18 protein-coding genes and 1 pseudogene are annotated in these 25,641 nt (G+C 67.2%); 12 read left to right on the top strand and 7 right to left on the bottom strand.

Features of this window, described 5'->3' with window-relative positions:
• A complete protein-coding gene (locus ACFO9I_RS02775; protein ID WP_379177563.1) occupies positions 1–1,053 on the bottom strand; it encodes a LuxR C-terminal-related transcriptional regulator in 1,053 nt (350 codons plus the stop codon).
• 393 nt (positions 1,054–1,446) lie between these two features.
• On the opposite strand from ACFO9I_RS02775, the gene ACFO9I_RS02770 reads away from it, so the two are divergent.
• From ACFO9I_RS02770 to ACFO9I_RS02750, 5 genes are all read left to right on the top strand, one after another.
• On the top strand, positions 1,447–2,814 hold the full coding sequence (locus ACFO9I_RS02770) for an ABC transporter substrate-binding protein (RefSeq protein WP_379177561.1): 1,368 nt from the start codon (positions 1,447–1,449) through the stop codon (positions 2,812–2,814).
• A 64-nt stretch (positions 2,815–2,878) separates the two neighbouring features.
• Positions 2,879–3,808, top strand: coding sequence for a carbohydrate ABC transporter permease (locus ACFO9I_RS02765; protein ID WP_379177559.1), 930 nt, complete (start codon positions 2,879–2,881; stop codon positions 3,806–3,808).
• Between the two features lie 68 nt (positions 3,809–3,876).
• Positions 3,877–4,713: a carbohydrate ABC transporter permease gene (locus ACFO9I_RS02760; RefSeq protein WP_379177557.1), complete on the top strand. Its 837-nt coding sequence runs from the start codon at positions 3,877–3,879 to the stop codon at positions 4,711–4,713.
• Positions 4,713–6,716 carry a beta-galactosidase gene (locus tag ACFO9I_RS02755; protein ID WP_379177555.1) on the top strand — a complete coding sequence of 668 codons (2,004 nt, stop codon included), beginning with the start codon at positions 4,713–4,715 and terminating at the stop codon, positions 6,714–6,716. Before ACFO9I_RS02760 ends, ACFO9I_RS02755 begins: the two co-directional genes overlap by 1 nt.
• Positions 6,717–6,781: 65 nt before the next feature.
• Positions 6,782–7,819, top strand: a complete 1,038-nt coding sequence (locus ACFO9I_RS02750; protein ID WP_379177553.1) for a LacI family DNA-binding transcriptional regulator — start codon at positions 6,782–6,784, stop codon at positions 7,817–7,819.
• Here the strand turns inward: ACFO9I_RS02750 and ACFO9I_RS02745 are convergent.
• Complete coding sequence (locus ACFO9I_RS02745; protein ID WP_379177551.1) at positions 7,816–8,775, bottom strand: phytanoyl-CoA dioxygenase family protein; 960 nt, start codon at positions 8,773–8,775, stop codon at positions 7,816–7,818. The two genes, ACFO9I_RS02750 and ACFO9I_RS02745, sit on opposite strands and share 4 nt — an antisense overlap.
• A 42-nt stretch (positions 8,776–8,817) precedes the next feature.
• Between ACFO9I_RS02745 and ACFO9I_RS02740 the strand changes: the two genes are divergently transcribed.
• Together ACFO9I_RS02740 and ACFO9I_RS02735 are read left to right on the top strand one after the other, a co-directional pair.
• On the top strand, positions 8,818–9,678 hold the full coding sequence (locus tag ACFO9I_RS02740; protein ID WP_379177549.1) for a helix-turn-helix domain-containing protein: 861 nt from the start codon (positions 8,818–8,820) through the stop codon (positions 9,676–9,678).
• 98 nt (positions 9,679–9,776) lie between these two features.
• Positions 9,777–9,938 (top strand): annotated as a pseudogene (locus tag ACFO9I_RS02735) (DUF255 domain-containing protein); the annotation flags it as partial.
• 192 nt (positions 9,939–10,130) lie between these two features.
• On the opposite strand, the gene ACFO9I_RS02730 reads toward ACFO9I_RS02735, so the two are convergent.
• Positions 10,131–11,531, bottom strand: coding sequence for an ATP-binding protein (locus ACFO9I_RS02730; protein ID WP_379177547.1), 1,401 nt, complete (start codon positions 11,529–11,531; stop codon positions 10,131–10,133).
• Between the two features lie 58 nt (positions 11,532–11,589).
• Here ACFO9I_RS02730 and ACFO9I_RS02725 point away from each other — a divergent pair, with 58 nt between their 5' ends.
• A complete protein-coding gene (locus tag ACFO9I_RS02725) occupies positions 11,590–13,407 on the top strand; it encodes a hypothetical protein (protein WP_379177545.1) in 1,818 nt (605 codons plus the stop codon).
• Between the two features lie 9 nt (positions 13,408–13,416).
• Here the strand turns inward: ACFO9I_RS02725 and ACFO9I_RS02720 are convergent, their stop codons facing one another.
• Positions 13,417–13,698, bottom strand: a complete 282-nt coding sequence (locus tag ACFO9I_RS02720) for a hypothetical protein (RefSeq protein ID WP_379177543.1) — start codon at positions 13,696–13,698, stop codon at positions 13,417–13,419.
• 5 nt (positions 13,699–13,703) lie between these two features.
• Positions 13,704–13,952: a helix-turn-helix domain-containing protein gene (locus ACFO9I_RS02715; RefSeq protein WP_379177541.1), complete on the bottom strand. Its 249-nt coding sequence runs from the start codon at positions 13,950–13,952 to the stop codon at positions 13,704–13,706.
• Between the two features lie 106 nt (positions 13,953–14,058).
• Between ACFO9I_RS02715 and ACFO9I_RS02710 the strand changes: the two genes are divergently transcribed.
• Entirely contained in the window at positions 14,059–15,000 is a 942-nt protein-coding gene (locus ACFO9I_RS02710; protein WP_379177539.1) for a helix-turn-helix domain-containing protein, read from the top strand.
• 53 nt (positions 15,001–15,053) lie between these two features.
• Here the strand turns inward: ACFO9I_RS02710 and mobF are convergent, their stop codons facing one another.
• Both mobF and ACFO9I_RS02700 read right to left on the bottom strand, forming a co-directional pair.
• A complete protein-coding gene (mobF, locus tag ACFO9I_RS02705; protein ID WP_379177537.1) occupies positions 15,054–17,570 on the bottom strand; it encodes a MobF family relaxase in 2,517 nt (838 codons plus the stop codon).
• Between the two features lie 241 nt (positions 17,571–17,811).
• Positions 17,812–19,944 carry a GmrSD restriction endonuclease domain-containing protein gene (locus ACFO9I_RS02700; protein ID WP_379177535.1) on the bottom strand — a complete coding sequence of 711 codons (2,133 nt, stop codon included), beginning with the start codon at positions 19,942–19,944 and terminating at the stop codon, positions 17,812–17,814.
• Here ACFO9I_RS02700 and hsdR point away from each other — a divergent pair.
• The 3 genes from hsdR to ACFO9I_RS02685 are packed head-to-tail and all read left to right on the top strand — an operon-like array spanning position 19,910 to position 25,640.
• Positions 19,910–22,423 carry an EcoAI/FtnUII family type I restriction enzme subunit R gene (gene hsdR, locus ACFO9I_RS02695; RefSeq protein ID WP_379177533.1) on the top strand — a complete coding sequence of 838 codons (2,514 nt, stop codon included), beginning with the start codon at positions 19,910–19,912 and terminating at the stop codon, positions 22,421–22,423. The two genes, ACFO9I_RS02700 and hsdR, sit on opposite strands and share 35 nt — an antisense overlap.
• A gap of 8 nt (positions 22,424–22,431) precedes the next feature.
• A complete protein-coding gene (locus tag ACFO9I_RS02690; RefSeq protein ID WP_379177531.1) occupies positions 22,432–23,883 on the top strand; it encodes a type I restriction-modification system subunit M in 1,452 nt (483 codons plus the stop codon).
• Positions 23,880–25,640: a restriction endonuclease subunit S gene (locus ACFO9I_RS02685; RefSeq protein WP_379177529.1), complete on the top strand. Its 1,761-nt coding sequence runs from the start codon at positions 23,880–23,882 to the stop codon at positions 25,638–25,640. The genes ACFO9I_RS02690 and ACFO9I_RS02685 overlap by 4 nt, the downstream gene beginning before the upstream one ends.
• Position 25,641: the final 1 nt, after the last annotated feature.

Below are 25,641 nucleotides of genomic sequence, written 5' to 3'. Positions count from 1 at the left end.
TCACGACAGCGCCCGGCGGCGCCCCAGCAAGTAGGCCAGCTCGACGCGGGTCTCGACGTTCATGGACACCATGAGCGTCGAGACCCGCCGCTGCACGGTCCGCAGCGAGACCCCCAGCTGGGATGCGATGGCCTTGTCGGGCACCCCGGAGACCACCAGCGACAGCAGGTACCTGTCCTCCGGGTGCAGGTCGAGCAGGTCCGGGCCCTCCGTCACGTCGGTCGCCGAGATCCGGCCCAGCGGCGTGGCGCGTTCCCACAGCTCCTCGAACAACGCCACGAGCACCTGGCAGAGGACGCTGTCGTGCACGACCGCCGCCGTCGGTTCCTGGCCGCGAGCCACCGTCGTGGTCAGCGGAAGCACCGCGGTGGAGCGGTCAGCGACCGCCAATCGCACCGGCAGCGACGGCAGCACCCGCGCCTGTTCCCCCCGCTCGATGCCGGCCGCGATGTTCGCCACCATGCCGGGCTCGGTCAGCAGTGGCCGTTCGTAGATCACCCGGTAGGGCACCCCCCGGTCCAGCGCGCGGAGCTCTGCGGTGTTGGCCTCGCTGGGCAGCGCGACTGCGTTGGCCTTGCACAGCCAGAGCATCTCGTGCCGCGCCTGCTGCTGCACAGCCTCGAGGGTGCCGCGCAGTGTCGTGCTTCCGGTGATCACCTCCAGCAGCCGGACCGGCTCCTGGCGTCGTCGCGACGCGTAGAAGTCCTCACTGAGCTGCGAGGTCAACGTCGACAGGGCCTGTGCCGCCGTCGTCAGCTCGGCCAGCCGCGGGCGGAGCGCGGTCGCCGGGTCGACGGCCAGCACCTGCCCGTGGCCGGACCGCACCAGGCCACTCGTGGTGAGTCGCCGGATGGCGGAGGCGACCTGGTCCGTGGTCAGTTCCAGGGCGGACTGCAGCCCCTCGGGGGTGATGGCGCCGACGCCGACGATGAGCCGGTAGACGGCGAACTCGTCCGGCGTCAGCCCGAGCATGTCGATCAGCCGCTCGGATGCAGCAGTGTCGCCGGTGTTGGGCACGGCCGTTGCCACCGCGACCGGGGAGGTCGTGTTCATCTCTCGCTCCTTCCGCGCCACAGCCAGACGCCGCGATGTGAGCCTGACCGCCGGGATCGACACATCAGCCTGAGGCCGCTGCGGTTCTGGCGCCAGCGGATTTCGGGTCGTGCCGCCGATCGGTCGGCTCGACCCTGGGGTCCTGACCTGTCGTGCGGCTGTCGCTGGCTGTCGGTGCGGCACCAGTTCTGGACAGGGGGTCGACAGCGAGCACCGGCGGCGGCAGCGCGGGGGTGTGGCCGGCCTGGTCCGGATCCCGTCGGCGGGCATGGACATGTCCGGGCTCTTGACTTTTGCATGCGCATGCATAAATCTGTGACCCAGTTCACGCCCGACGCGGGGGGCCGGGCAGAGTCGATCGGCACGAGGCCGGTCCGGCAACAGGAGAAGGGCATGAAACGCATGCGCACATCTCGTCTAACCCTGCTCGCGGCCTCGTCCGCGACAGTTCTCGCCCTGGGCCTCTCCGCGTGCGGCTCGTCGGGCGACGACGGCGGCTCGGGTGGCTCCGGCGGTTCGTCCAGCTCGTGCGAGCCGAGCGGTGGGAAGGTCAACCTGACGTTCTCCACCTGGGTGCCCGGCATGGACAAGGTCGTCGACGTCTGGAACAAGCAGAACCCCGACATCCAGGTGAAGGTCAACACGGTGGCCGCCGGCAACTCCGGGACCTACCAGAACTTCACCAACGGCCTGAAGGCCGGCACGGCGCCGGACCTGGGGCAGATCGAGTACGACACCCTGCCCAACTTCCGACTCCAAGACGGGCTGGCGAACATCGCGTCCTGTCCGGGTGTGTCGGACGCCGAGAGCAAGTTCGTCCCGTGGACGTGGAGCCAGGTCGACTTCAACAGCAGCGACGGCGTCTTCGCGATCCCGCAGGACAGCGGACCGATGGCTCTCTTCTACCGCAAGGACATCTTCGACAAGCTGGGTCTCAAGGCGCCCACCACCTGGGACGAGTACGCGCAGGCCGCCGCCAAGATCCACGCGGACGACCCGAAGCGCTACATCACGTTCTTCTCCCAGAGCGACCCCAACTGGTACACCGGGCTGTTCTGGCAGGCCGGGGCCCAGCTGTTCGACACCAGCGGTGACAGCGTGTCGGTCACCATCTCGCCGAACTCCCAGGTCGACCAGGTCAACTCGTACTGGCAGGACCTGATCGACAAGAAGCTGGTCGCCACCAACCTCCAGGGGTTCTCGACCGAGCTCTACAAGTCGTGGAACGACGGCGAGGTGGTCAGCTGGATCAGTGCCGCCTGGGGCTACAGCACCATCCGCGACAACGCCCCGGCGACGAGTGGCAAGTGGGCGGTTGCTCCCATGCCTCAGTTCACCGCGGGCGACCAGGCTGCGGGCAACTGGGGCGGTTCCTCCACCGCCGTCTTCAGCAGCAGCGAGCACCCCGCCGAGGCGGCGAAGTTCGCCATCTGGCTCAACACCGACCCGGAGGCCCTGACCCTGGAGAACGAGCTGGGTGGGCTCTACCCGGCGGCGACCGCCGGCCTCGACCTGCCGGCCCTCCAGAAGGGCGTCCCCTTCTACGGGGACCAGAAGATCTTCGACGTCTTCAAGAGCGCCAGTGGCGGCGTCGACGACAGCTTCGAGTGGGGCCCCACGATGACCGACACCTACGGAGCTCTCAAGGACGGCATCGTGAGCGCCCTGTCCGGCAACGCCACCTTGGACGACGCCACCAAGTCTGCCCAGGACAAGACCGTCGAGTCGCTCAAGGCACAAGGCATCTCCGTCGCCGAGTGACCCTGCTACCAGCACGAGCGCCGGGCTCGACGCACGTCGAGCCCGGCGCCGGATCGGAGAACCGATGACCGTGCACGAGATGCCTGCGGACGTGTCCGGCGAGGCACCACGTCAGGGCAGGTCGCGGGTCGGCCTGGCACCCGCGCTCTTCCTGCTGCCCTTCCTGATCCCCTTCGTCCTGTTCTACCTGCTGCCGATCATCTACGCGTTCTGGCGCAGCCTGCACAAGATCACGCGCACCGGCGGGGTGTTCGGCACTCCGCAGGAGCAGTTCGCCGGGCTCGCGCAGTTCGGCAACGTGCTCGACGACGCGGACTTCCGGTCCAGCGTCGTGCGGGTCCTGGTCTTCGGGGTGGTCCAGGTGCCGGTGATGCTCGTGACCGCCTTGATCCTCGCGCTGCTGCTCGACTCGACCCTGGCGCGGTTCAAGCGGACCTTCCGGATCGCCTACTTCCTGCCCTACGCCATCCCCGGCGTGATCGCGGCGCTGATCTGGGGCTTCATCTACAGCCCCAACCTGTCGCCGATCGTCAGCGCCCTGGGCGACGTGGGGGTCCACCCCCAGTTCCTCAGCTCCCAGCTCGTCCTGTGGTCGATCGCCAACGTCGTCACGTGGACGTACACCGGCTACAACATGCTGATCCTCTACTCGGCACTCCAGGCGATCCCGCAGGAGATCTACGAGGCGGCGAAGATCGACGGCGCGGGGAACTGGGCGATCGCGACCCGGATCAAGATCCCGTCGATCCTGCCGGCGCTCGTCCTCACCGCCGTGTTCTCCATCATCGGCACATTGCAGCTGTTCACCGAACCGATCGTGTTCAGCAAGATCGCGACCACGATCACCTCGACCTACACGCCGAACATGGTGGTCCTCAACGCTTCGCAGAACAACTACGACTACGCCGCCGCGCTCTCGGTGACGCTGGCCCTCGCGACGTTCGTCCTGTCCTTCGGGTTCCTCAAGATCACGCAGCGGCGGGCGGAGTCATGACCGTCACCGCCACCCCACCGCCCGCTCGCGCCGACCGGGGTCAGTCGCGCCCCGGCCGCAGGAGCGCGGTGAAGGACAGCCCCGGCAGCGTGGCCGTGGCCGTGGGCTTCCTGATCCTGATGGCCACCTACTTCATGGTCCCGGTCTACGTGCTGGTCACGGCCTCGACCAAGACGCAGGCGGAGCTGAGCCAGGGCGGGGGACTGTCACCCAGCGGCTCGCTGCTGTCGAACGTCACCTCCCTGTTCGCCGAGGACGACCACGTCTTCGTCCACTGGCTCGTCAACAGCGTGATCTACGCCGTCGGCGGTGCCGCCATCGGCACCCTGCTCGCCTCCATGGCCGGGTACGCACTGGCCAAGTACTCGTTCCCGGGCCGCGAGCTGATCTTCAACATCGTGCTCGGCGGCGTGCTGGTGCCGGCGACGGCGCTGGCCCTGCCGCTCTTCCTCCTCTTCGCCTACGTGAACCTGACCAACACCTACTGGTCGGTGCTGCTGCCGTCCATCGTGAGTCCGTTCGGCGTCTACCTCTCGCGGGTGTTCGCATCCGCGTCGGTGCCGAACGAGCTGATCGAGGCAGCGCGTCTCGACGGCGCCAGCGAGTTCCGGATCTTCTGGCAGATCGCCCGGCACCTGATGGCCCCGGCCCTGGTGACCATCTTCCTGTTCCAGTTCGTGGTGATCTGGAACAACTTCTTCCTCCCGCTGATCATGCTGCAGAACCAGAAGCTCTATCCCGTCACGCTCGGGCTGTACACCTGGCAGTCGCAGGTCTCCCGCGCCCCGAACCTCCAGGTCCTGGTCGTGGTGGGGTCCCTCGTCTCCGTCATCCCCCTCATGATCATGTTCCTGCTGCTGCAGCGCTTCTGGCGCAGCGGCCTCTCCGCGGGGGCGGTGAAGTGATGGACCGGCTCACCGAACGCCTGCAGGGCATGGCCTTCGGCGGTGACTACAACCCCGAGCAGTGGTCCCCGGAGGTGTGGCTCGAGGACATGGCCCTGATGCGGGAGGCCTCCGTCAATCTCGTCACCGTCGGCGTCTTCGCCTGGTCCCTGGTCGAACCCCGTCCCGGGGAGTTCGACTTCACCGTGCTCGACCAGGTCCTCGACCTCGCGCACCGCAACGACATCGCGGTCGACCTCGCCACCGCCACCGCCTCGCCGCCGCCGTGGTTCACCCGGCTGCATCCCGACGCGATGCTCGTCGACGCGCAGGGAGTGCCACGCACGCACGGGGCGCGCCAGGCGTACTGCCCCTCCTCGCCGGCGTTCCGCGAGGCGGCCGCCCGGCTCTGCAGCCGCATCGTGGACAGGTACGCCGACCACCCGGCGGTCGTCCTGTGGCACGTCTCGAACGAGTACGGGGACCACAACCACCACTGCTACTGCGACGTGTCCGCGCAGTCGTTCAGGACCTGGCTCGAGCAGCGCTACGGGTCGCTGGCCGAGCTGAACCGGGCCTGGGGCACCGCGGTGTGGAGCCAGCGCTACGCCGACTGGGAGGACGTGCTCCCACCTCGCGCCGTCTCGTACAAGTCCTTCGCCAACCCCACCCAGCAGCTGGACTGGTGGCGTTTCAGCTCCGACGAGTTCCTCGCGCTGTACCGCGCGGAGGCGGCCATCATCCGGGGTCGCAGCTCCCTGCCCGTGACCACCAACTTCATGAGCTTCTTCAAGCCGATCAACTACCACCAGTGGGTGGGCGAGGTCGACTTCGTCAGCAACGACGACTACCTGCTCTACGTCGATCCCCGCCGCGAGCAGCGCACGGCGATGGCGGCAGACCTGATGCGCTCGCTGGCCCGGGGCAAGCCGTGGCTCCTGATGGAGCACTCCACGTCGGCGGTGAACTGGCAGCCGCGCAACCTGGCGAAGACGGCCGGGGAGATGCGCCGCAACTCGCTGCAGCACGTCGCCCGAGGTTCCGACGGAGCGATGTTCTTCCAGTGGCGGGCGGCGACGTACGGCGCCGAGAAGTTCCACAGCGCGATGCTGCCCCACGCCGGGACCGACACAGCCGTCTGGCGCGAGGTGTGCCGGCTGGGCAGCGACCTGCGACGGCTGGCCCCGGCCATCGGCAGCGTGGTGGAGAAGCCGCGCGTCGGCATCGTCCTGGACTGGGAGTCGTGGTGGGCGGCCGAGCTGGACTCCCATCCCACGGTCGACGCCACACCGATCACCCAGATCCGCCGCTGGTACGGCGTGCTGTGGGATCACGGCGTCGTCGTGGACTTCGTCGCACCGGACGGTGACCTGACCGCCTACGACCTGGTCATCGCCCCGTCGTGGTACCTGGTGCGCGACGAGGACGCCGGGCGGGCCGCCGACTTCGTGGCGGCGGGGGGCAACCTGGTGCTGACCTACTTCTCGGGGGTCGTCGACGAGAACGACCACGTCCGCACCGGCGGCTATCCCGGAGCCTTCCGTGACGTGCTCGGCCTGGTCATCGAGGAGTTCGCGCCTCTCCTCGCGGACGAGCAGGTCCAGCTCAGCGACGGCGGCGTCGGCTCGATCTGGACCGACCGGGCCCGGGTCACCACCGCCGAGGTCCTTGCCGGGTACGTCGACGGTCCCTCGGCGGGGTCCCCGGCCGTCACGCGCAACGTGGTCGGGGAGGGGGCGTGCTACTACGTGGGCACCGAGCTCGGGGAGGCCGACCTGGTGCGTCTGGTCGGGAACCTGCTGGCGGGCGTGGGCATCGAGGCCTCCCCGCACCCGCCCGGCGTCGAGATCATCCGCAGGACGTCGGCGGACCAGGCGTACCTGTTCGTCCTCAACCACACCTCCGAGGAGGCGCTGGTGGCTGCGTCGGGCCACGAGCTGCTCGACGACCGCCGGGTCGACGGCGAGCTCCGGGTCCCGCCCGGCGGGTGTGCCGTGGTGCTGGAGGCACCACCGGGGCCGTGAGCGGCACGTCGAGGGCGGACGAGCACCGGTCCGGTCGGCAGACCGGCCTCGGCTAGCGTACGGCCATGAGTCGCGCCGCGGTCCGCACCGTCACCATGGCCGACGTGGCCCGCGAGGCAGGCGTCTCCCAACCGACGGTCAGCCGCGCGCTCAACGGCGACACCCGCGTGGCCACCCGCACCCGAACGGCCGTGCTGGAGGCCGCCGACCGGCTCGGCTACGTGATCAACCGGGCGGCCCGCACCCTCGCGGGCAGCTCCACCAACTCCATCGGCTTCGTCATCGCCGAGCACGAGGCCCACGTGTGGGGCAACCCGTACATCCCCCGGATCATCTCCGGGATCAGCAGGGAGCTGGGCGAGCAGGGCAAGCAGCTGGTCCTCTACGTCGCGCAGAACCGGCACGACCAGGAGAAGCTGATCCAGCACGTCTCCCGGGAACGCACGGTCGACGGCTTCCTGATGATCACCGACAACCGGTCCGACCACTTCCTGAGGTTCCTGCTCGAGCGACACGTCCCGGTGGTGGTCGGGGGGCGACCCCTGGGCCTGAAGCAGGCCAGCTACGTCGACGTGGACAACATCGCCGGCTCGGTGGCGGCCACCAGCCACCTGCTCGACGTCGGCTGTCGCCGGATCGGGATGATCACCGGCCCCCAGACGACCGGGGCGGGAGTGGACCGGCTCGTCGGCTACCGACGCACCCTGGTGGCCCACGACCTCAAGGACAGCGGCGCGGTCTACTGCGCCAAGGACTGGGGCATCGAGGAGGGCTACTCGGGGATGCTCGAGGTCCTGCAGGAGCAGCCCGACCTCGACGGGGTCTTCGCGGCCGGTGAGCTGCTGGCGCTGGGTGCTCTCTCGGCACTGCGAGCAGCCGGGAGACGGGTCCCCGACGACGTCCGGTTCGTCGGCTTCGACGACTCGCCGGCCGCCAGCCGCAGCGACCCGCCGCTGAGCTGCGTCGCGCAGCCGGTGGAGGAGCTGGGCCAGCAGATGGCCGCCCTGCTGCTGCGTCAGCTCGCCGGGCAGGAGGAGACCAGGCACCTGATGCTCCCGGTCCAGCTCAACGCCCGCGCCTCGACCCTCGGACGGGACGTCTAGCTGGGAGCGGGTCCGGGGCTGCACCACACCCCGGGCGTGTGCACCTCGTGCACGACCCGCAGCTCGGTGTCCGCATCGCCCAACGGGTCGGGACGCAGCTCCTCGCTCGCTCGCCAGGAGTACCGGTCCTCGGGCGGCGCCCACCGGGCGTGCTCCGCCAGGGCGAGCGGGATCAGCCGCATCCGGGCGCGGGCCCAGTCGAGCGTCCAGGGGCCGTCCTCCGCGATGCTGCGGACGGAGCGGAACTCCAGGTAGACGGTGCGCCGCAGCTCGTTGGCGACCGCGGGTGGCGAGCCGTGGATGATCATGTCGTCGTGGACGAGCACGTCGCCGGGCTGCAGCTCGACCTCGACGGCGCCGGGCATGTCCCAGCCGTGCTCGTCGGCGAGGGCGCACGTGTCGGCGCCGAGGCGCTGCGAGCCGGGGACGACCCGCAGCGCTCCGCGGCCGCTCACCGACGCGTCGAGGTAGACGCCGACGTTGAAGATGCGGTGGCGTCGTGCGTGGACGGCGTCCTGGTGCCAGGGGATGGGCGCTCCGTCACCGGCGGACTTGAAGACCATGGACTCGTAGGTGGGCACGAAGTCGGGGCCGGCCAGGCTCTCGGCGATGCCGAGGACCTCCGGGCTGCCGAGCAGCTCCAGGGAGGCGGCGCGTCCCTTGTCGTGCAGGTAGTCGACGCGGTACATCACCTGCCCCGAAGGGCGCGAGGCGTACAACCAGTCGCCCGGGCGCTCCCGGTCCGGGTCGGAGCCGTCGGCCACCCAGCCCTCCGCGGCTCGCTGGAGGCGCTCGAGGAGCGGCGCCGGGATCCGCTGCTCCAGCACCAGGAACCCCTGCTGGTCGAAGCGCTCGACCTCGGCGTCGGTGAGGGACCAGGCCCCGGGAGCCGTGGGGGCGGATGCCCGGGTGCGGTCGTCGGGCGGCAGGTGGGTCGAGGACGAGTCGATGGCCATGGACACGACGCTAGCTGCCCTCATCCGGGCAATACTTCACTCATGGTGGCGCGTTCTTCCCGGATCCTCGCCGACGGCGGCGTGGAGCACCAGACCTCCGGCTTCGCGTGCGGGCTGAGCTCCTCCCCGGCCATGGCGCGAGCGCACCGGCACGACGACGTGGAGGTGGTCCTGTCGCTGCGCGGCACGGCCGTGCTGGACCTGGCCGGCACGGTGTTCCACGTCGGCCCCGGCGAGTGCGCCGTGTTCTGGGCCGGGATGCCGCACCGGATCGTGGAGACCAGCGAGCCCGACCCGGCCGCCCGCGGGGACGTCTCCCTCCGCTGGGTCACCGTTCCCCTCGTCGAGGTCCTGGGATCCCCCCTCCTGCCGGCGGCCTTCGCCGGCGAGCTCCTGCGGGGCGAGCTGCTCACGTTCGTGGCGCCCGTCGCACTGGAGGCGAGCATGCAGACCTGGAACGAGGAGATCGGCTCCGAGCCGCTCCTCACCGCGGCCGCGCGCCGGGAGGCCGAGGCGTTGCTCCTCCGGGCGAGCCACCTGGCCCGCCCCGACGGGCGGCCCGCCGCTCCCGAGGAGTCGGGCTCTCGTGCCCTCGCCACCGCGATGGCCTCCTGGATCTCCCGACACTTCCGGGAGCCGGTCTCCCTCGCGCAGGTCGCGGCCGTCGCGCACGTGCACCCCTCGACGGCCGCGGCGACCTTCCGGCGTCACCTGGGCGTCACGATCGGTGACTACGTGTCGCAGTGCCGGATCGCCGAGGCCCAGCGGCTCCTCATCTCCACCGACGCGACCACGACGGAGATCGCCGTGCGCGCCGGCTTCGGCTCGACCAGCCGCCTCTACGCCCACTTCGCCGATGCGCTCGGCATGCCGCCGGCCGCCTACCGGCGCAGCATGCGCTGATCCACGGGGACGCGGAGGCGAGCGCCCCGGTGCCCGACCGGCTGAGCGCGCGGGCCGCCACCCCTGAGCCGCCACCGGCCGACGGTTAGGTTGGCCAGATGTCCAACCGGCTACGCGACGCGACCTCGCCGTACCTCCTCCAACACGCGGAGAACCCCGTCGACTGGTGGGAGTGGGGGCCCGAACCGTTTGAGGAGGCCCGGCGCCGCAACGTGCCCGTGCTGCTCTCGGTCGGGTACGCCGCCTGCCACTGGTGCCACGAGGTTCCCCGGTCAACGGCTGTCGACGGTAATCTGCGAAACCGCAGGTCAGCGGCCTAGTGGCGGTTCGCGTCGAATCGGCGAGCGCCGCCGTTGGACACCGTTTCCGGGGCTTCGTGCATCACTCTCGTGCATCACTCGGGCGGTCCCGGCTACTGGAAAGATCTACTGAAACATCGGTGTTGCAGTAGATCAGCGCAGCGACCAAGACGCGCGGGGGTCCTTGGGTCCCTGACCGTCCCAGGTAACGAGTTCAAGCTTGCGCAGAGTCTGCAGGTGTCGTGATGCCGTCGGTCGGGCGATGCCGGCCAGCTCGGCGATCTGGCCGGTGCTCATGGGGCGACCCTCCAGCCGGAGTGTGTCCAGCACCTTCCGTGCGGCTTTCGGCAAGCTAGCCCGGACGTCCTCGGGCAGCGCGTCGGCTGAAGAAAGGACAAGGCGAACTGATCCACTCGATTGCGAGTAGATCGGGTCGGTCAGGCCGAGGGACCGCATTTCACCGAAGATTCGTTTGATGCCCTCGCCGAGTTCCCGGGCGATCCCCAGATCGGAGCAGACGCGGACAATGCGAGGGTTGCGGGCGTAGCGGCTGATGGAGAGCGGCTTGGAGGGATCGGCGAGCCCTGGGAAGCGCCCTGGGTTCTCGATCTCGATCCGGTTAGGGAAGATCTCGACTCGAACGTGGTCTCCCGCCATGGAGTAGGACCGGTGAAGCACCGCGTTGACGAGTCCTTCGAGCCAGACGTCACGCGGGATGATCGGTCGTGGTTCGAACCTGCCACTCGGCGCCAGGGCCTGCACCCGGGGGAGCCACTCCTCGATCACCTTCGCGGCCTTCGTGATCTGCTCGGGGATGGAGCCTTCACATCGGACGTCGCCGCCTTCGTACAACGTCATCGCGGCACCGGTGCCGCGGTCGGTGTCGGCATAGCGCAGCACACGAACCACTGCGCTCGGGAACAGCGACTGTGGCCGTTGTGCGAACAGCAACCAGCCGGCGACCGTGAGCCGCCCGTCGCGGGTGAGGAGGTCGCGTGCCGCGAGCATGCCTTCTGGGGTGGCTGCGCCGATCGAAAGCTGATACGCAGCGACTTGGCCGGAGTCAAGGTCGACGACCTCGGCGTCGACGCCAGTGCCGTCGAACGGGGCGCTGCCCCGGTCGTACTCCAGTTCTCGGCGCTGTGCGTATCCAAGCCGCCGCGACTCATCTCCGACCCGCAGGTAGACATCGCCCCTGGTGGTTTCGTGAACACGTTCCCCTGGGTCGACTCGCAGGACGAGCAGGACTCGGCTGTCGCTCGTGGTGAGTTCGGTTGTCGAGCACCGCACGACGGGCGTGGTGAAGTCGAACGCAGACTGGCGCAGGGCGTTTAGGCGGTTCTCCTGGACACCTTCCACGGTCCCGTCGTGGATCCCGACGATGACGTAACCACCCTCGGCATTGGCCATCGCCACCAACGGGACGGCAAGGTCCCTGGGGTTGATGCGACCGGATTTTCGCTCGAACCACTGGCTTTCGGGCAGGGTGGCGAACTGCTTGACTGCCTCGTCAGGGGGCAGGGCAAGCACGCGATCGACGACGCCTGGATGCACGCAACTACTGTAACATTGTTCCAGTACATCCCAGCAGGCGAGTAGAGGACGGTGGCGTGTGAGCACGATCTCGTGGACCACAGTCGACCCTGACACGATTGAGCGAATCATCGCAGTGGGCCTGTGTCGTAGGCACAAACGAGCCCGGCGCATCAAGCCGTCGCAGGGCGACGGCGGTCTCGACGTCCTCGTGCCGGTGCCGGGTGGGTCCCAGCTTCAGGTTGAGGACTATCAAGTCAAGAAGTTCGCAGACGTCCTCAATGACTCGCGGGAGCGTCAGATCGAGAAGTCGTTGAAGCGAGCGATCAAGACGCACCAAGAAGAGAGCTTCGGCTACAAGATCTCCAAGTGGCACCTCACGCTGCCAATGGATCTCACGCGCGAGCAGGAGAAGTGGCTCTTTGACCTCGCCGACGGCCTGGACTGCCCATTCCCGGTCGAGGTGTTCGGACTGACCGAGATCGAGGAGTTGCTGCTGGAGTCTCCCGACATCCGTGAGTACTACGTCGGCGACGGCATGGACAGACTCCGAGAGTTGTTCGTGCAGATGAGCAATCTCAATGGGCTCACCAACCTCAGGAACCTAGCCGCAGATCCGCTTGCCGTCGCTCCTTCCGACGTCACGCGCGCACTCGTCGACCTTCACCGCCACCTGAACGCCGCCGACCCGCACTTCGACTACGACTTTGAGGTGACCAACGAGCTGCCGGTGCTCGCGGTCGTCGCAGGACGGATCGCCAGCGTGGTGGGACGTGATGACCCAAACGACCCCTACATCACGTGGCACGTCTCGACGAAGTACGACACCGCTCTCGAAGACCGCAGCATCCCCGGCGGCTACACGGTGTACCCGGATCGGATGACACCCGAGCAGCGAACCGCATGGGAGCGGTGGCACCTGTACGGCACGCCCGTGGAGTTGGAGGGGGATGTAGTCGGTGATGTCCACGTCGACCTCCCCGGCGGACTCGGCGGGAATCTCCCGGACGGTGAACAGGTACTGCGGATCGGACCTGCCGTTGGCGAGTTCGACGGCGAGCCGGCCGGACGTGCGCTGTGGGTCATCGAGGACGCGGACGGAGCAAGCTTGGCCGAGCGGCTGTTCACGTTCCGAGTCAAGGGGCGTGGGCTTGGGGGTGGCGAGCACCGTCATGGGGTCGATGCAGACGGGTATCTGTCGGTCGATCTTTTCGCGCGACCAGGGGAGGTCGCGGAGCGTTCGCTGCAGGTACAGCTCCACGCGGAAGGCGCACACTGGGTAGGGGAACCGGTGCAGCGCATCGGACCTGCGATTCGGTTCGCCGCCGCGTTTACGAAGGGAAACCTACTGCGGCCGCGAGACGAGTTCGGTCTCAAGGTCAGCACCGAGGCGTTCCCGCTGCGTGGCGAGTCGCCGATCCCGATGACGGCGGTGGAAGCGGTCGAAGACCTCATCCGCATCAGCTCGGCGACCCGGCGTCCGATCGGATTGCCGGCCAACATCATCGCGCTGGCCCAGCAGAGGGGCGTCGGGCTGCGCATCATCGCGGACACGGTCTCCGGTCTCGATCCGCTGGTCGGTATCGCTGAACTGGTGGTGCTGCACGAGGACGATCCAGCAGCGTTCGAACACCTTGTCGCTCAAACAGAGGCCGGCACGCTCGTGGTCCCTTGGGACGTTCCGTTCGACCTCCTCGGAGGGGACTTCACCTTCTCATTCAGCCTGGAGGTCATGGGCGAGGTCACTCTTGAGCCCGACGAGCCGAGCGAGTCCGCCGCAGAGCGCGGCATGAAGGCTGTCCGACTGATCCCGACCGCCAGCACGCGCGGTCGGATGCGCTGGTCCCCGGACCAAGGGGCGCGTCCGAGCGCCTCGGGCAGCCCGGGGGGTGGATGATGAGCCATCTCACGCGGGGTGCCTTCGTCGCTTGGCCTGCGGGAGAAGGTCGGTGATCGCGATCGGCTCCCGCTCGAGCGCGACGAGCGCGTCAAGAGCTGCCTGAGCCAACTCCATCCGCTTCTCCTCCCACGCCAGGAGCTGGTCGAGGCGCCAGCGGTCGGGATGTGTCATCACCGGCGGCGGCACCAGTTCCCGGTCCTTGAGGTTCTGGTAGCCCTTCGTCTTGCCCCAGCCGTAGCGCGCCATCACCTCGCTCGCGCTGAGGAACACGTGGCGCGGGTCGTTCATGGGTCTCACACCGCGTTCGGCTTGCCGAGCACCGGCTGAGAGGCGAAACGCTGCATCCGGATGAAGGTCCGCAGGTCGCCGACCGTCGTGTAGAGCCGCCGGCCGATCTTGAAGAACTCCGGGCCTGTGCCCTCCTGGCGCCACCAGCGCACGGTGTTGACCGGTGTCCGCAGGATCTCGGCGACGTCATCGAGCGTGAGGAGCTCGTCGTCGTGGCGCGCGTGGAACGGGACGTCGTGGGTCTTGCTGTTCATGGTTCCTCCTGCTTGTCGAAGGCCCGCGAGGATCGTGGGCGACAGGTAGGTGTGTGGGCCGCGCCGCGTAGAGCACCAAGTACGTCCGATCGGATATCGTCGAGAAATGGATCGGGCGTACCTGATCGAAGTCGCACGACGAGCTAGCGGTCTGACGCAGGCCGAGCTCGCCGCCAGATCCGGTACGTCGCAGGCGACAATGTCGGCGTACGAACGAGGTCTGAAGTCGCCCACGCTCAAGGTCGCCGCGCGGATCCTCGAGGCGGCGGGGTACGACCTCAACCTGCGCCGGCTCATCGACTGGGTGGAGCAGGAGGCGCCCGGAGTCGGGCGCTTCTGGGTGCCGAGCACCCTCTGGCACGTCGAGACGCCCGACTGCTTCGCGGTCCTGGCGTTCCCCGACCTCGTCGGTGACGGGCCGATGCGCGAGTGGGACATGCACGACCGCGCACAGCGCAAGGGCGTCTACGAGCAGTTACTTCAGGGTGGCTCTCCCGAGGAGATGATCCGCTGGATCGACGGCCCCCTCCTCGTCGACGTGTGGGACGAACTCCACCTACCGGACGCGGTCCGCGAGGCGTGGAAGTGGCCGCTTGTGATCGCGCGGGGACCGACCCACCCGGACACCGTGCGGATCCTGGGCCGAGGGGACGACTCGTTCACGGCTGAAGCGTGGGTCCGCGGACACGAAGCGGTGCCAAGGAGGGCGCCGGCTCCGAAGGAGCCGCGGGTGCGGTTCATCCGGACGCGCTTCGACCCGCGGCCCCCGGAGCCGACGGCGAGCGGCGACGGGATGAAGCCGGCAGCGACCGTCGCCAAGATCGCCGAACGGCTCGCCACGCAATTGGCGACGTCGCGGCACCCCTCCGCCCCGGCCACCTGGAACGCTGGAGTCGCGTTCGCACGGAGGTGGGCCGACCTGGGCAACGGCCACACCGTTGTGCTTGCACCGAGCGGACCGGGATGCGTCGTCGGCGTCACGGTCGAGCCCTATGACGACCGGCTCAACGTCGGCCACCAGCTGATCACGCTCTGGCGATCGGACTGAGCTCGAATGACTTCCTCCGGCTACGGGTCTCCAGCAGCTGCGCAGACGGCGCTTCAGAATCCGATGCCCGGGCCCGATGACGACGGCGCGGGGCGGCGGTGGTCGAATTCGGGCGGAAGGCTCGGAATCGGCCGGCGCTTGCGGGCCTTCGGACCGTAGCGTTCGATCGCCTCGGCCGCCGCCTCCCGTGCGTGGGCCGGCCCGAGGTCGGCACGGTCCCGTCCGAACACGTCGCACCACTGCTTGCGCGCATCCTCGACGGATTCGGCGACGAGGTGCGCGACGTTTCGCTCGCGGCCGCGTGTCATCCCGACGTACGCCGACGCTGCTCCGCTGTGCTCGCCGAGCAGCACATGGCTCTCGGTGACAGTGGCGCCTTGCGCGCCGTAGGCGGTCGTGGCGTAGGCGAGCTCGACATCGTGGCGCACGTAGTCAGGCGGCAACACACGAGTCCCCGCCTCGCCCCTGACGGTGAGCGCGCCGCGTTCGCACGAGACGACGGTCCACAACTCGCGGTTCGCGACGTCGGCATCGCGGTCGTTGCGCCGGGTCGCGATGGTGTCGCCGACGCCGAGCCGTTCACCTGCCGCGGTCAGCACCTGCTCGTCGACCTCACCGGTCGCTTTGCGGATCCGGTGCGCGAAGGCGTTGATCCGGCCCACCTGCTCGCGGGTGTCGGCGACGACGAGCTTGCCGACGCTGGCTTCAGCGGCAAGGCGTCGGGTGCGCTCGACGCCGCTTCCGTGGATGACGATCTCGCCGCGGGCGAGGAGTTCATCGAACATCTCGCCAGGAGCGGTGCCCGTCCGCAGCCGCACCGACAGCTCGGCATAGCAGGGGTCCTTGAAGCGGCGTACGCCGTCGAGCTGTTGCACCCGATCGGGTGCGTACCTGATCGCCAGATCCAGGACTCCGCCACGGCCGACGGCGGGGAGCTGATGGCGGTCGCCGACCAGCATCACCAGGGCCTTGGTCTCGTCGGCCAGACGGAGTAGCGCGCGGGCAGTGTCCTGGTCGACCATGCCCGCCTCGTCGACGACGAGCAGGTCGCCTCGACGCAGTCGGGCGCTGATGTCGGGCACGGAGTCGCCTCGACTCCACCGACCGTCCTCGTCCCAGCGGAAGCCGTGCTGGTGGAGCAGCCAGGCCGCGGAGTACGACGCCGCGCCGATGGCGCCCTCTGCGACCTGGGCCGCCTTGAGGGTCGGTGTCACCACGACCATCCGATGCCCGGCGGCGATCGCCCGCTCCCGGGTGGCGGCCAGCCGGGCGGTCTTGCCTGCCCCGGCCGCGCCCTCGATCACGGTGATCGTCTTGGCCTCGGCACGAGTCGCAAGGCGACCGACGATCTCGTGCTCGACGGCCAGCACGTCGACCGACGTGAACGAACGCACGTGCTCGGGCACGTCCGATCGCGGGAGGAGCGCGCGTGAGGCGGCGATGACGCGAGCCGTCAGATCCTCTGCCAACTCACGACGCACGGCCCGGTCGACCACGCCTCCGCCGGACGCGATGATCCGCTCGACCTCACCCCGGGCGTCGGCAGCGTTCCACGCCGAGCGACGTGAGCCCAGCCGGACGAGAGCCAGTTCGACGACACCGTCGCGGTCGACGGTGCCCGTCCGCAAGGTGCCAACCGGAGCGCCCCGGGCCGGGGCGACGTAGCCGAGCTCGTTCAGCTCCTCGATCCACCGCTGACGCAGATCATCGCCGCTGGTCGGCACGACCTTGTCGGGTCGGGCGTCGGCCCATGCCCGTCGGTCCCACGCCTGCCGCAACGCCGGTCCGGGTTCCTCGCCCGGATGGTCGGCCCGCCACTCGGCCTCGTAGGTGTCGATGTTCGCCTCGATCTGCTTGGCGCGGGCGCTGAACGCCCCTGAGTAGGCCGCCAGCTCGACGACCTCGCCCGTCTCGGCGTCGAGTGTGAATCCATGCCGCGCGAGTGCCTCGCGGAACGCCGGATTGGTCATCACTGCCGCGTGCCCGATCCCGTTGATCGCCTCCAGGCTGTCGCGAACCCCGACCGTGTGGAGTCCTCGCCACGCGCCGGCAGCGAAAACTCGGGAGTTGACCTGGAGGTGCAGGTGTCGATGAGGGTCGCCGGCCCGGGAGGTGAAATGGCGTACGACGGCCGCCTCGACCTCCTCGACAGGCACCTGCACCTGCCGATCGCGCGGCCCGACGCGCGTCGTCGCGTGACTCGCCAGCCACCCGATGATCTCCTCGGCCGCGGCCATCTGAGCAGCGTCGTAGGCCTCTGCGATCTCGGGGTTCAGGGCTGCCGCGAGCGACCAGGTCTTCGGCCCGTTGACCGTGACCTCGACGAACCGGACGCCCTTCTCGCCCTTCCGCAACCGCCCCTTCGCAAGGTCGGTGTTGACGTCATAGCCAGCCACCCATCGCTCGTACGTCTCGCCGTCCATGTCGGCTCGGCGCTCGACGCCATCGGGGGTCGCGTTGAAGTGCATGGCGACCCCGCTGCCCTCGGCGAGGTAGTAGTCGTCCGCCCGGGACCGATCGGCCTCGACGTAGTGTCGGGCGGCGGCTGCTGCGCCGCGGTAGATCTTCATGCCGCCATGCATCGAAATCACCTCCGTCAACAGCCATCGACAACCGTGAAACCGCAGGTCAGCGGCCACATCGGCGCCCGTCCCACTGCGAAACTTCGTAGCATGCGTGCAGCTTCATGAGGGGTTGAAGAAGGGCGATCTGGACGGTTGGTTTGGGAGCCGATGGTGGTCGTCAGTGAGTGTTGAGGGCGAAGGTGACAGGGAACGAGCGATTGGGGGTCAGGGAGAGCGGAGGCGAGTGTCAGTTGGGCTCGGGCTGGTCGGGGTCGATGTTGGCCGAGCGGAACTCATCCCGTAGCGCGTCGAGGCGACGCTGGCCCTTCGGAGTGTCGGCAAGCCAGAACGTCCAGCCGTTCTCGGACGAGCCGCTCGCTGCCCTCGCCGCCCCGGACGGGGTCGTGAACGGAACATCGTCGAGCACGATCTGGCCGAGGTCGTCGATCTCGGCGACGGCGTCAACGGAGTCACGCGCCGGCACCAGAATCGTTCCGGCCGGCAGCAGGCCGGACGCGAGCAGATCGGCAACGCTGGCGGAACCCGGCGAGTCCGCTGAGCTGGTACCTGTCTCCGTGGCGCCGGCAGATTGGACTGGCGGATATGTCGCGGCGTAGTCCGACTCCGACACCCGCTCGAACGCCTTCCGAACCACCGCGGCGATCAGCCTGCGGCGCTGGGCAAGGAAGTCGGTGAACGACAACTCGATCCAGCCATCAGGCAGGGCGTGGTGCTCGAGTTGCGTCGCTAGGCGAGAGGAGTCCAGGTGGGCCTTCGAGGCGACCTGCTCGGGCCAGTACTTCTCCGGCGCGTCGTCAGAGATGGCGATGTTGTCGTTCCACTCGACCAGCGCCATGTTGGCGATCTGGTTGATCTGCCGCGTGTCTTTAACCTTGAGTACGTCGCGGAGGTACGCCCGCGGGAACAGGTGATGCCGCTCGATGCCCTTCTTTGCGATGACGGCAGGATCGAGCCGCTCGCGAACCTTGCCGGTCGACAGCAAGGCATCTGCGTCGAGAATGTTGAGCGCGGCGAAGTAGGCGAACAGCGCAGGGCTTCGCGACGCGGACGTCGAGAGTTCGTTGGGAAGCGTGATCGTCCAGAAGTCGCTCGTCAGGGTGTCGTCGACAACCTTGTTGAGTGCCGCCACGAACCCGACCTCGGCGGCCAGCTCTTCGACCTGACGGAAGTCCTTTTCTGCGAGCGTCTCGAACGAGCCGGAGTAGCGCGAAGTCGTGTGTGCCATGAAGAACCAGCGCGCCACCGCCTCGCGGAGTTGGTCGAGCGGCACGCCGTGGTCGACCCGGCCGATGAGCCAGATGGCGTAGGTGAACAGGACGACGTTCTGGCTGGAGATCATCTTCGCTCCGCGGTAGCCCGCGCGCTCCAGACAACGCAGGTACTCGTGCCAGTTCGTCAGATCGAGCACCTTGGCCTGCGATTCCTGAAGCCGCTGGAACTGCTCGTCCCGGAGCTCCACCGTCGTCACCCCGGTCTCCAGGTCCTTGCCGCGCAGGATGGAGTACGCATGCTTGAGGACGGCGCGGCGGAAGGCGAGCGCGATTGACACACGCAGCAGTTGATCGGGCTGCGGCGCGATGTACCAGTTGAACGGCGAGGCGGCGGAGGTCGAAGGGACCTTGCATCCGCGAGCGAACTCCTCGAGCTGCTTTCGCCCCTTCTCCCAGAAGACGCTCATCAGCGTCAGGATGAAGTCGGCCTGGTTGAGCTTGACGCCCTCGGAGTTGATCCGAACGAACACCTCGGCGACCTGCTCCTCGTCGACCGACGAGTCGAGCTCGACGACGTTGAACGGGTAGTTCTGGAGGTCGCGGACACGGTCGATTGCGTCTTCCCAGTCATTCCGTGTGGCCGGGTCCAGTTCCCCGCGGGCCTTCGCATGGGCCGCGAAGAACGCTGAGACGGTACCGCGGAAGTCAGTCCAGAGAGCCGTGACGTCGTCGAGGAACTCGGGGTCGTTGCCGATCGCGATGTCCCAGACCGAAAAGTGGCCGTCCCGTGGCCGGAATGCCAGCTTGACCCGCGACTCCGAGTAGTCCTCCCGCACGACCGCTTCGCCGGTAAGCACGGAGTACAGGGACGTGAGGCGCTGCTGACCGTCAACGATCAGCCAGCGGGCGACGCGGGCGTCCTTGTCATCGACGCCGATCTGCCGTGCGCCGACCTCGGCGCCGGTCTCCCAGAAGAGCAGGTAGCCGACTGGGAAGCCGCGGTACATCGAGTCGAAGAGATCGCGGACCTTCGAGTTCGACCACACGAACGGCCTCTGCAGCTCGGGCAGCGCGACGTCGCCGCGATCGATGTTGTCGACGAGGTGACGGAGCGTGAACGAGGTGCTGCGGAAGACGGTCTTGGCCATGGCTGCTCCAGGAAGCGTGTGCGTGGTCACCAGCATCCTGCCAGCGGACAGCGACCCGAGTCGGTCGTTCTTCCCGAACGGAGTGCTGGTCGCCCATAGGCTGACGCCCGTGAGCGGCATCGAAAAGAAGGCGTTGAAGGAGACCGAGATCCGTACTCGGTACATCACGCCTGCGATCGTCCGCGCAGGTTGGGACCTCGAGAAGAACCAGGTTCGTGAGAACTACACGCTCGCCCCGGGCAAGGTCGTGGTCCGAGGGAAGCTCCATGCCCGAGAGGCCGCCAAGTTCGCCGACTACGTTCTGTTCCTCAAGCCAGGCCTGCCCCTGGCGGTCGTCGAGGCCAAGGACAACAACCACAGTGTCGGCGCAGGCATGCAGCAGGCCCACGGATACGCCGACCGCCTCGACGTGCCGTTCGTGTTCAGCTCCAACGGTGACGCGTTCCTGTTCCACGACCGAACCGCGACGTCGGGGCCCATCGAGCGAGAGCTGAGCCTGGACGAGTTTCCTTCGCCGGAGGAGTTGCACCGCAGGTGGCGCGTCTGGAAGGGGATCGAAGCCGGCTCCGAAGAGACTCAGGTTGTCGAGCAGGACTACTACTTCCAGGGCAAGGAGCTCCGCTACTACCAACTCCAGGCCGTCAATCGCACTGTCGAGGCCGTTGCACACGGCCAGAAGCGCGCGCTCCTCGTCATGGCCACCGGCACGGGTAAGACCTTCACGGCCTTCCAGATCATCTGGCGTCTCTGGAGGTCAGGCCGCGCTAAGCGCGTCCTGTTCCTGGCTGACCGCAACATCCTGGTCGACCAGACCCGAGTCAACGACTTCAAGCCTTTCGGCACCGCGATGACCAAGATCACTAACCGGACCGCAGACCCGTCGTTCGAGATCTTCCTCGCCATCTACCAGGCCATCACCGGTACCGAGGACGAGCGGAACATCTACAAGCAGTTCTCGCCCGACTTCTTCGACCTCGTCGTCGTCGACGAGTGCCACCGTGGCAGCGCCCGCGAAAACGCCCAGTGGCGGGAGGTGCTCGACTACTTCAGGGGCGCCGTCCAGGTCGGCCTGACGGCCACGCCGAAGGAGACGACTGACACCTCGAACATCACGTACTTCGGGGAGCCGGTGTTCACCTACTCGCTCAAACAGGGTATCGATGACGGATACCTTGCGCCGTACAAGGTCGTGCGTATCGACATCGACCGTGACCTCGCCGGCTGGCGTCCTGAGGCGGGCAAGACGGACAAGCACGGGCAGTTGATCGAAGACAGGATCTACAGCCAGCGGGACTTCGACCGCGAGATGGTGCTGGAGGAACGGACCAAGCTCGTCGCCAAGAAGGTCACCCAGTACATCGAGGAGTCTGGCGACCGATACGCCAAGACCATCGTCTTCTGCCAGGACATCGATCACGCCGAGCGGATGCGCTCTGCCCTCGCCAACGAGAACAGTGACCTCGTCGCAGAGAACCGCAAGTACGTCATGCGCATCACCGGGGACGATGCGGAAGGCAAGGCCGAGCTGGACAACTTCATCGATCCCGAGTCGCGCTACCCGGTGATTGCCACCACCAGCGAACTGATGTCGACCGGCGTCGACGCCCAGACCTGCAAGCTCATCGTCCTCGACCAGTCGATCAGTTCGATGACCAAGTTCAAGCAGATCATCGGACGAGGCACTCGCATCAACGAGGAGCACGGCAAGTTCTACTTCACGATCATGGACTTCCGCCGGGTGACGGAACTGTTCGCAGACCCCGACTTCGATGGCGCGCCTGTGGTCATCTACACGCCCGGTCCGGACGACCCGGTCGATCCGCCGGACGGCCCAGGGCATGAGGGCGGTCCCGACGAAGTAGAGACGCCTCCACTTGATCCACAGATCGTCCAGCCAGACCCGCCTGAAGGGCGCCGGAAGTACGTCGTCGGCGACGTGCCCGTCGAGCTCGTCGCCGAGCGTGTCCAGTACATGGGTCCTGACGGCAAGCTCATCACCGAGAGTCTCACCGACTACACGCGAAAGCGCGTCGTAGACGCATACCCGACTCTCGAGGCTTTTCTGACCCGCTGGAGCCAAGCCGACAGCAAGCAGGCGATCATCAACGAGCTGCGCGACCAGGGCGTCTTCTTCGAAGCGCTCGCCGACGAGGTCGGCAAGGACTTCAGTCCGTTCGATCTTGTGTGCCATGTCGCGTTTGGCCAGCCGCCCCTCACTCGTCGCCAGCGCGCGGACAACGTCCGCGCCACTGGGTATTGGGCCAAGTACTCGTCCAAGGCTCAGGCGACCCTTCAGGCGCTCCTCGACAAGTACGCCGACCAAGGATTCGAGCCGGACCACGATGCCAAGGTCCTGAGGGTCGAGCCGTTCTTCCGGATCGGCACCCCGATGGAGATCGTCAACGAGTTCGGCGGCAAGAATGGGTTTGACTCCGCTGTTGACGAGCTGGAGCAGCACCTCTACGCGCCAGCGCAGTAAGGAACCTCTTGAGCACTATCAGCGCCACCGTGAAGACGATCCAAGACATCATGCGGCAAGACGCCGGCATCGACGGCGACGCCCAGCGGATCGGGCAGCTCGCCTGGATGTTCTTCTTGAAGATCTTCGACGACCGCGAGGCCGAGGCTGAGCTGTTGGATGACGACTACAAGTCGCCGATCCCCTCAGAGCTGCGTTGGCGCACCTGGGCGGCACCGAAGGAAGGCATCACCGGGGACGCCTTGCTCGCCTTCGTCAACAACCAACTCTTCCCGACGCTGAAGGAGTTCGCGGAGACCTCGACGAGCGGCCGGGCGAGCGTCATCGGCAACGTGTTCCAGGACGCCTTCAACTACATGAAGAACGGGACCCTGATCCGCCAGGTCGTCAACAAGATCAACGAGATCGACTTCAACCGCTCAGAGGATCGACACCTGTTCGGGGACATCTACGAGCAGATCCTCAAGGACCTGCAGAGCGCAGGCAACAGTGGTGAGTACTACACACCCCGCGCGGTCACACAGTTCATGATCGACATGGTTGCGCCCCAACTCGGCGAGACGGTTCTCGACCCGGCCTGCGGAACTGGCGGCTTCTTGACCGGCGCGATCGAGCACGTTCGCGCGCACCACGTCCGAACGCCGGACGATGAAGCGAGACTCCAGGCGTCAATCCGTGGTGTCGAGAAGAAGCAACTGCCGCACCTGCTGTGTACGACCAACATGCTGCTCCACGGCATCGACGTGCCTACCAACGTCGCCCACGACAACACACTGGCCCGGCCGCTGCGCGATTACGGCAACAAGGACCGGGTCGACGTCATCCTGACCAACCCTCCCTTCGGCGGCACCGAAGAGCCCGGCATCGAGAACAACTTCCCGCAGGCGTACCGCACCCGCGAGACCGCCGACCTGTTCCTGGTGCTCATCGAGCATCTGCTGAAGGAGGGCGGACGCGCGGCGGTGGTCCTGCCCGATGGCACCCTCTTCGGTGACGGCGTGAAGGCCCGCGTCAAGGAGAAGCTGCTCACCGACTGCAACCTCCACACCGTGGTCCGGCTCCCCAAGGGCGTCTTCAACCCGTACACGTCGATCGCGACGAACCTGCTGTTCTTTGCGAAAGGTCAGCCGACCACCGACATCTGGTACTACGAACACCAGTACCCGGTCGGTTACAAGAACTACTCGAAGACCAAGCCGATCCGTATCGAGGAGTTCGAGGCGGAGAAGGCATGGTGGGGGAGCCGAGTCGAGTCTGAAGTCGCGTGGAAGGTCTCCATCGACGACATCAGGGCGAGCAACTGGAACCTCGACGTTGCCAATCCGAACAAGGTCGACGCTGAGCACCGCAACCCCGATGAACTGCTTGAGGAGTACGAAGCGCTACTCGGTGAGATTGAGCAAACGCGCACGAACCTCCGCGACGCCCTCCTCGCGGCGATCGAAGTCGGGCTGACGTGAACCGCGAGACGTTCCTCGACTCCTTTGGCCACGTGGCAGAAGCGCCTGGTGGCATCAACAAGCTTCGGACGCTGATCCTCGATCTGGCTGTGTCGGGAAACCTCGTCGACCAAGACCCGGCCGACGAGCCCAGCGCTCAGGTGATCGAGCGTATCGGGAACGAACGGGCGGGCCTCATTGCGGCGAAGGAGATTCGAGCACCGACACAACGTGGCGAGATCCCCGAGGGAGACAAGCCGTACGAGCTTCCGGGTACCTGGTCATGGGCGTGGCTCTCGGACGTCTTGCTCAAACTGACAGACGGCACGCATCACTCACCGCCCAACGGACCGAGCGGCGCGTATCCCTACGTCTCGGCGAAGAACGTCAAAGACGGCTACATGGTGCTTGATGAATTGACTTTCGTGTCGGCGGAGCATCACGAGGAGATCTGGGCACGGTGTGATCCCCGGCCCGGGGATGTGCTGTTCGTGAAGGACGGAGCAACCACTGGAAATGCTGCTCGGGTTGAGCTCAGCGAGCCCTTCAGCATGCTTTCAAGCGTGGCTCAGTTGCGCCCTGGGCCCGGTCTGAGCGATCGCTACCTGTTGATCGCGATGAGGTCGCCAACTGTCAGGTCCGCGCTTCGCGGAGGCATGAAGGGCTCCGCGATCACCAGAACGACTCTCTCGAAGTTGGCGAAGGTGGTGTTTCCCCTGCCGCCCACAGCAGAGCAGCTCCGCATCGTCGAGCGCGTTGACGAGCTGATGGGATTGTGCGATGAATTGGACGAGCAGCAAGGTGCGCGCACCGAGGCGCGCTCGGCACTCACCGCTTCCGCGCTCCATCGCGTGGCTGACGCCGCAATGGCGGAGGACGTGCGTGCGGCTATCTCATCGTTCGCCGAGCGAATTGCCCTCCACCTCGCGCCCGGGAACGGTGACCTTGCCGCGGCCAAGCGCCTACGACAGACGATCTTCGACCTCGCTGTCCGAGGGCGCCTGACATACCAGGACCCGGCCGACCTGCCCGCAGCAGTGCTGCTCGATCAGATCGCTTCCGAGCGCGACCGCCTGATCCGGGCCAAGGAGATCCGCAAGCCCAAGAAGTTCGATGAGGTGACGGCTTCCCTCGGCGACGCGGATCTGCCAAGCGGCTGGGCATGGGCACGAGCTAACCAGTTCTTCATCGCTAGTGACTCAGGCTGGAGCCCCCAATGCATGGTCGAGTCGGCGGGCCCCGGTGACTGGGGTGTTCTCAAGACGAGCGCCGTGTCGCGGGGGGTGTTCGACCCAGACGAGAACAAGAAACTTCCTCGCACGTTGGAGCCGCGGCCCAAATTGGAAGTTCAGCCGGGCGAGTTCGTCATGATTCGCGCCAGCGGGTCGAAGAGCCTCGTCGGGCGAGGGGCCATCGTGACCGAGACGGAGTCGCGTCTCATGCTGTCGGACAAGCACATCAGGCTGACCTTTCTCCACGAGGCGTCCACCCGCTACTGGGCGATCTTGAACGAGAGCACTGCAGTTCAGGCGTATTACTCCGATGAATCCTCGGGAACCAGCACCATGAGCAATGTGACGCGCGATCGCATTGGAGCACTCGCTGTTGCGGTCCCTCCGCTCGCGGAGCAGCTACGAATCGTGGAGGCCGTAGACACGCTCTTGGGTCTGTGCGACGACCTGGAGCAGCAATTGATCGCAGCAGGTTCGCTGCGGGAGGATCTGGCCGCCTCGATTGCCGCACACTCCGTTCCCAGCCGTCCTCGAGAACTCTGTTAGT

Source organism: Nocardioides sp. GCM10023255 (assembly GCF_042653125.1).
Taxonomy (GTDB): domain Bacteria; phylum Actinomycetota; class Actinomycetes; order Propionibacteriales; family Nocardioidaceae; genus Nocardioides.
The sequence above is the reverse complement of the archived record's forward strand: the minus strand, read 5'-3'. Positions and strand labels throughout refer to the sequence as shown.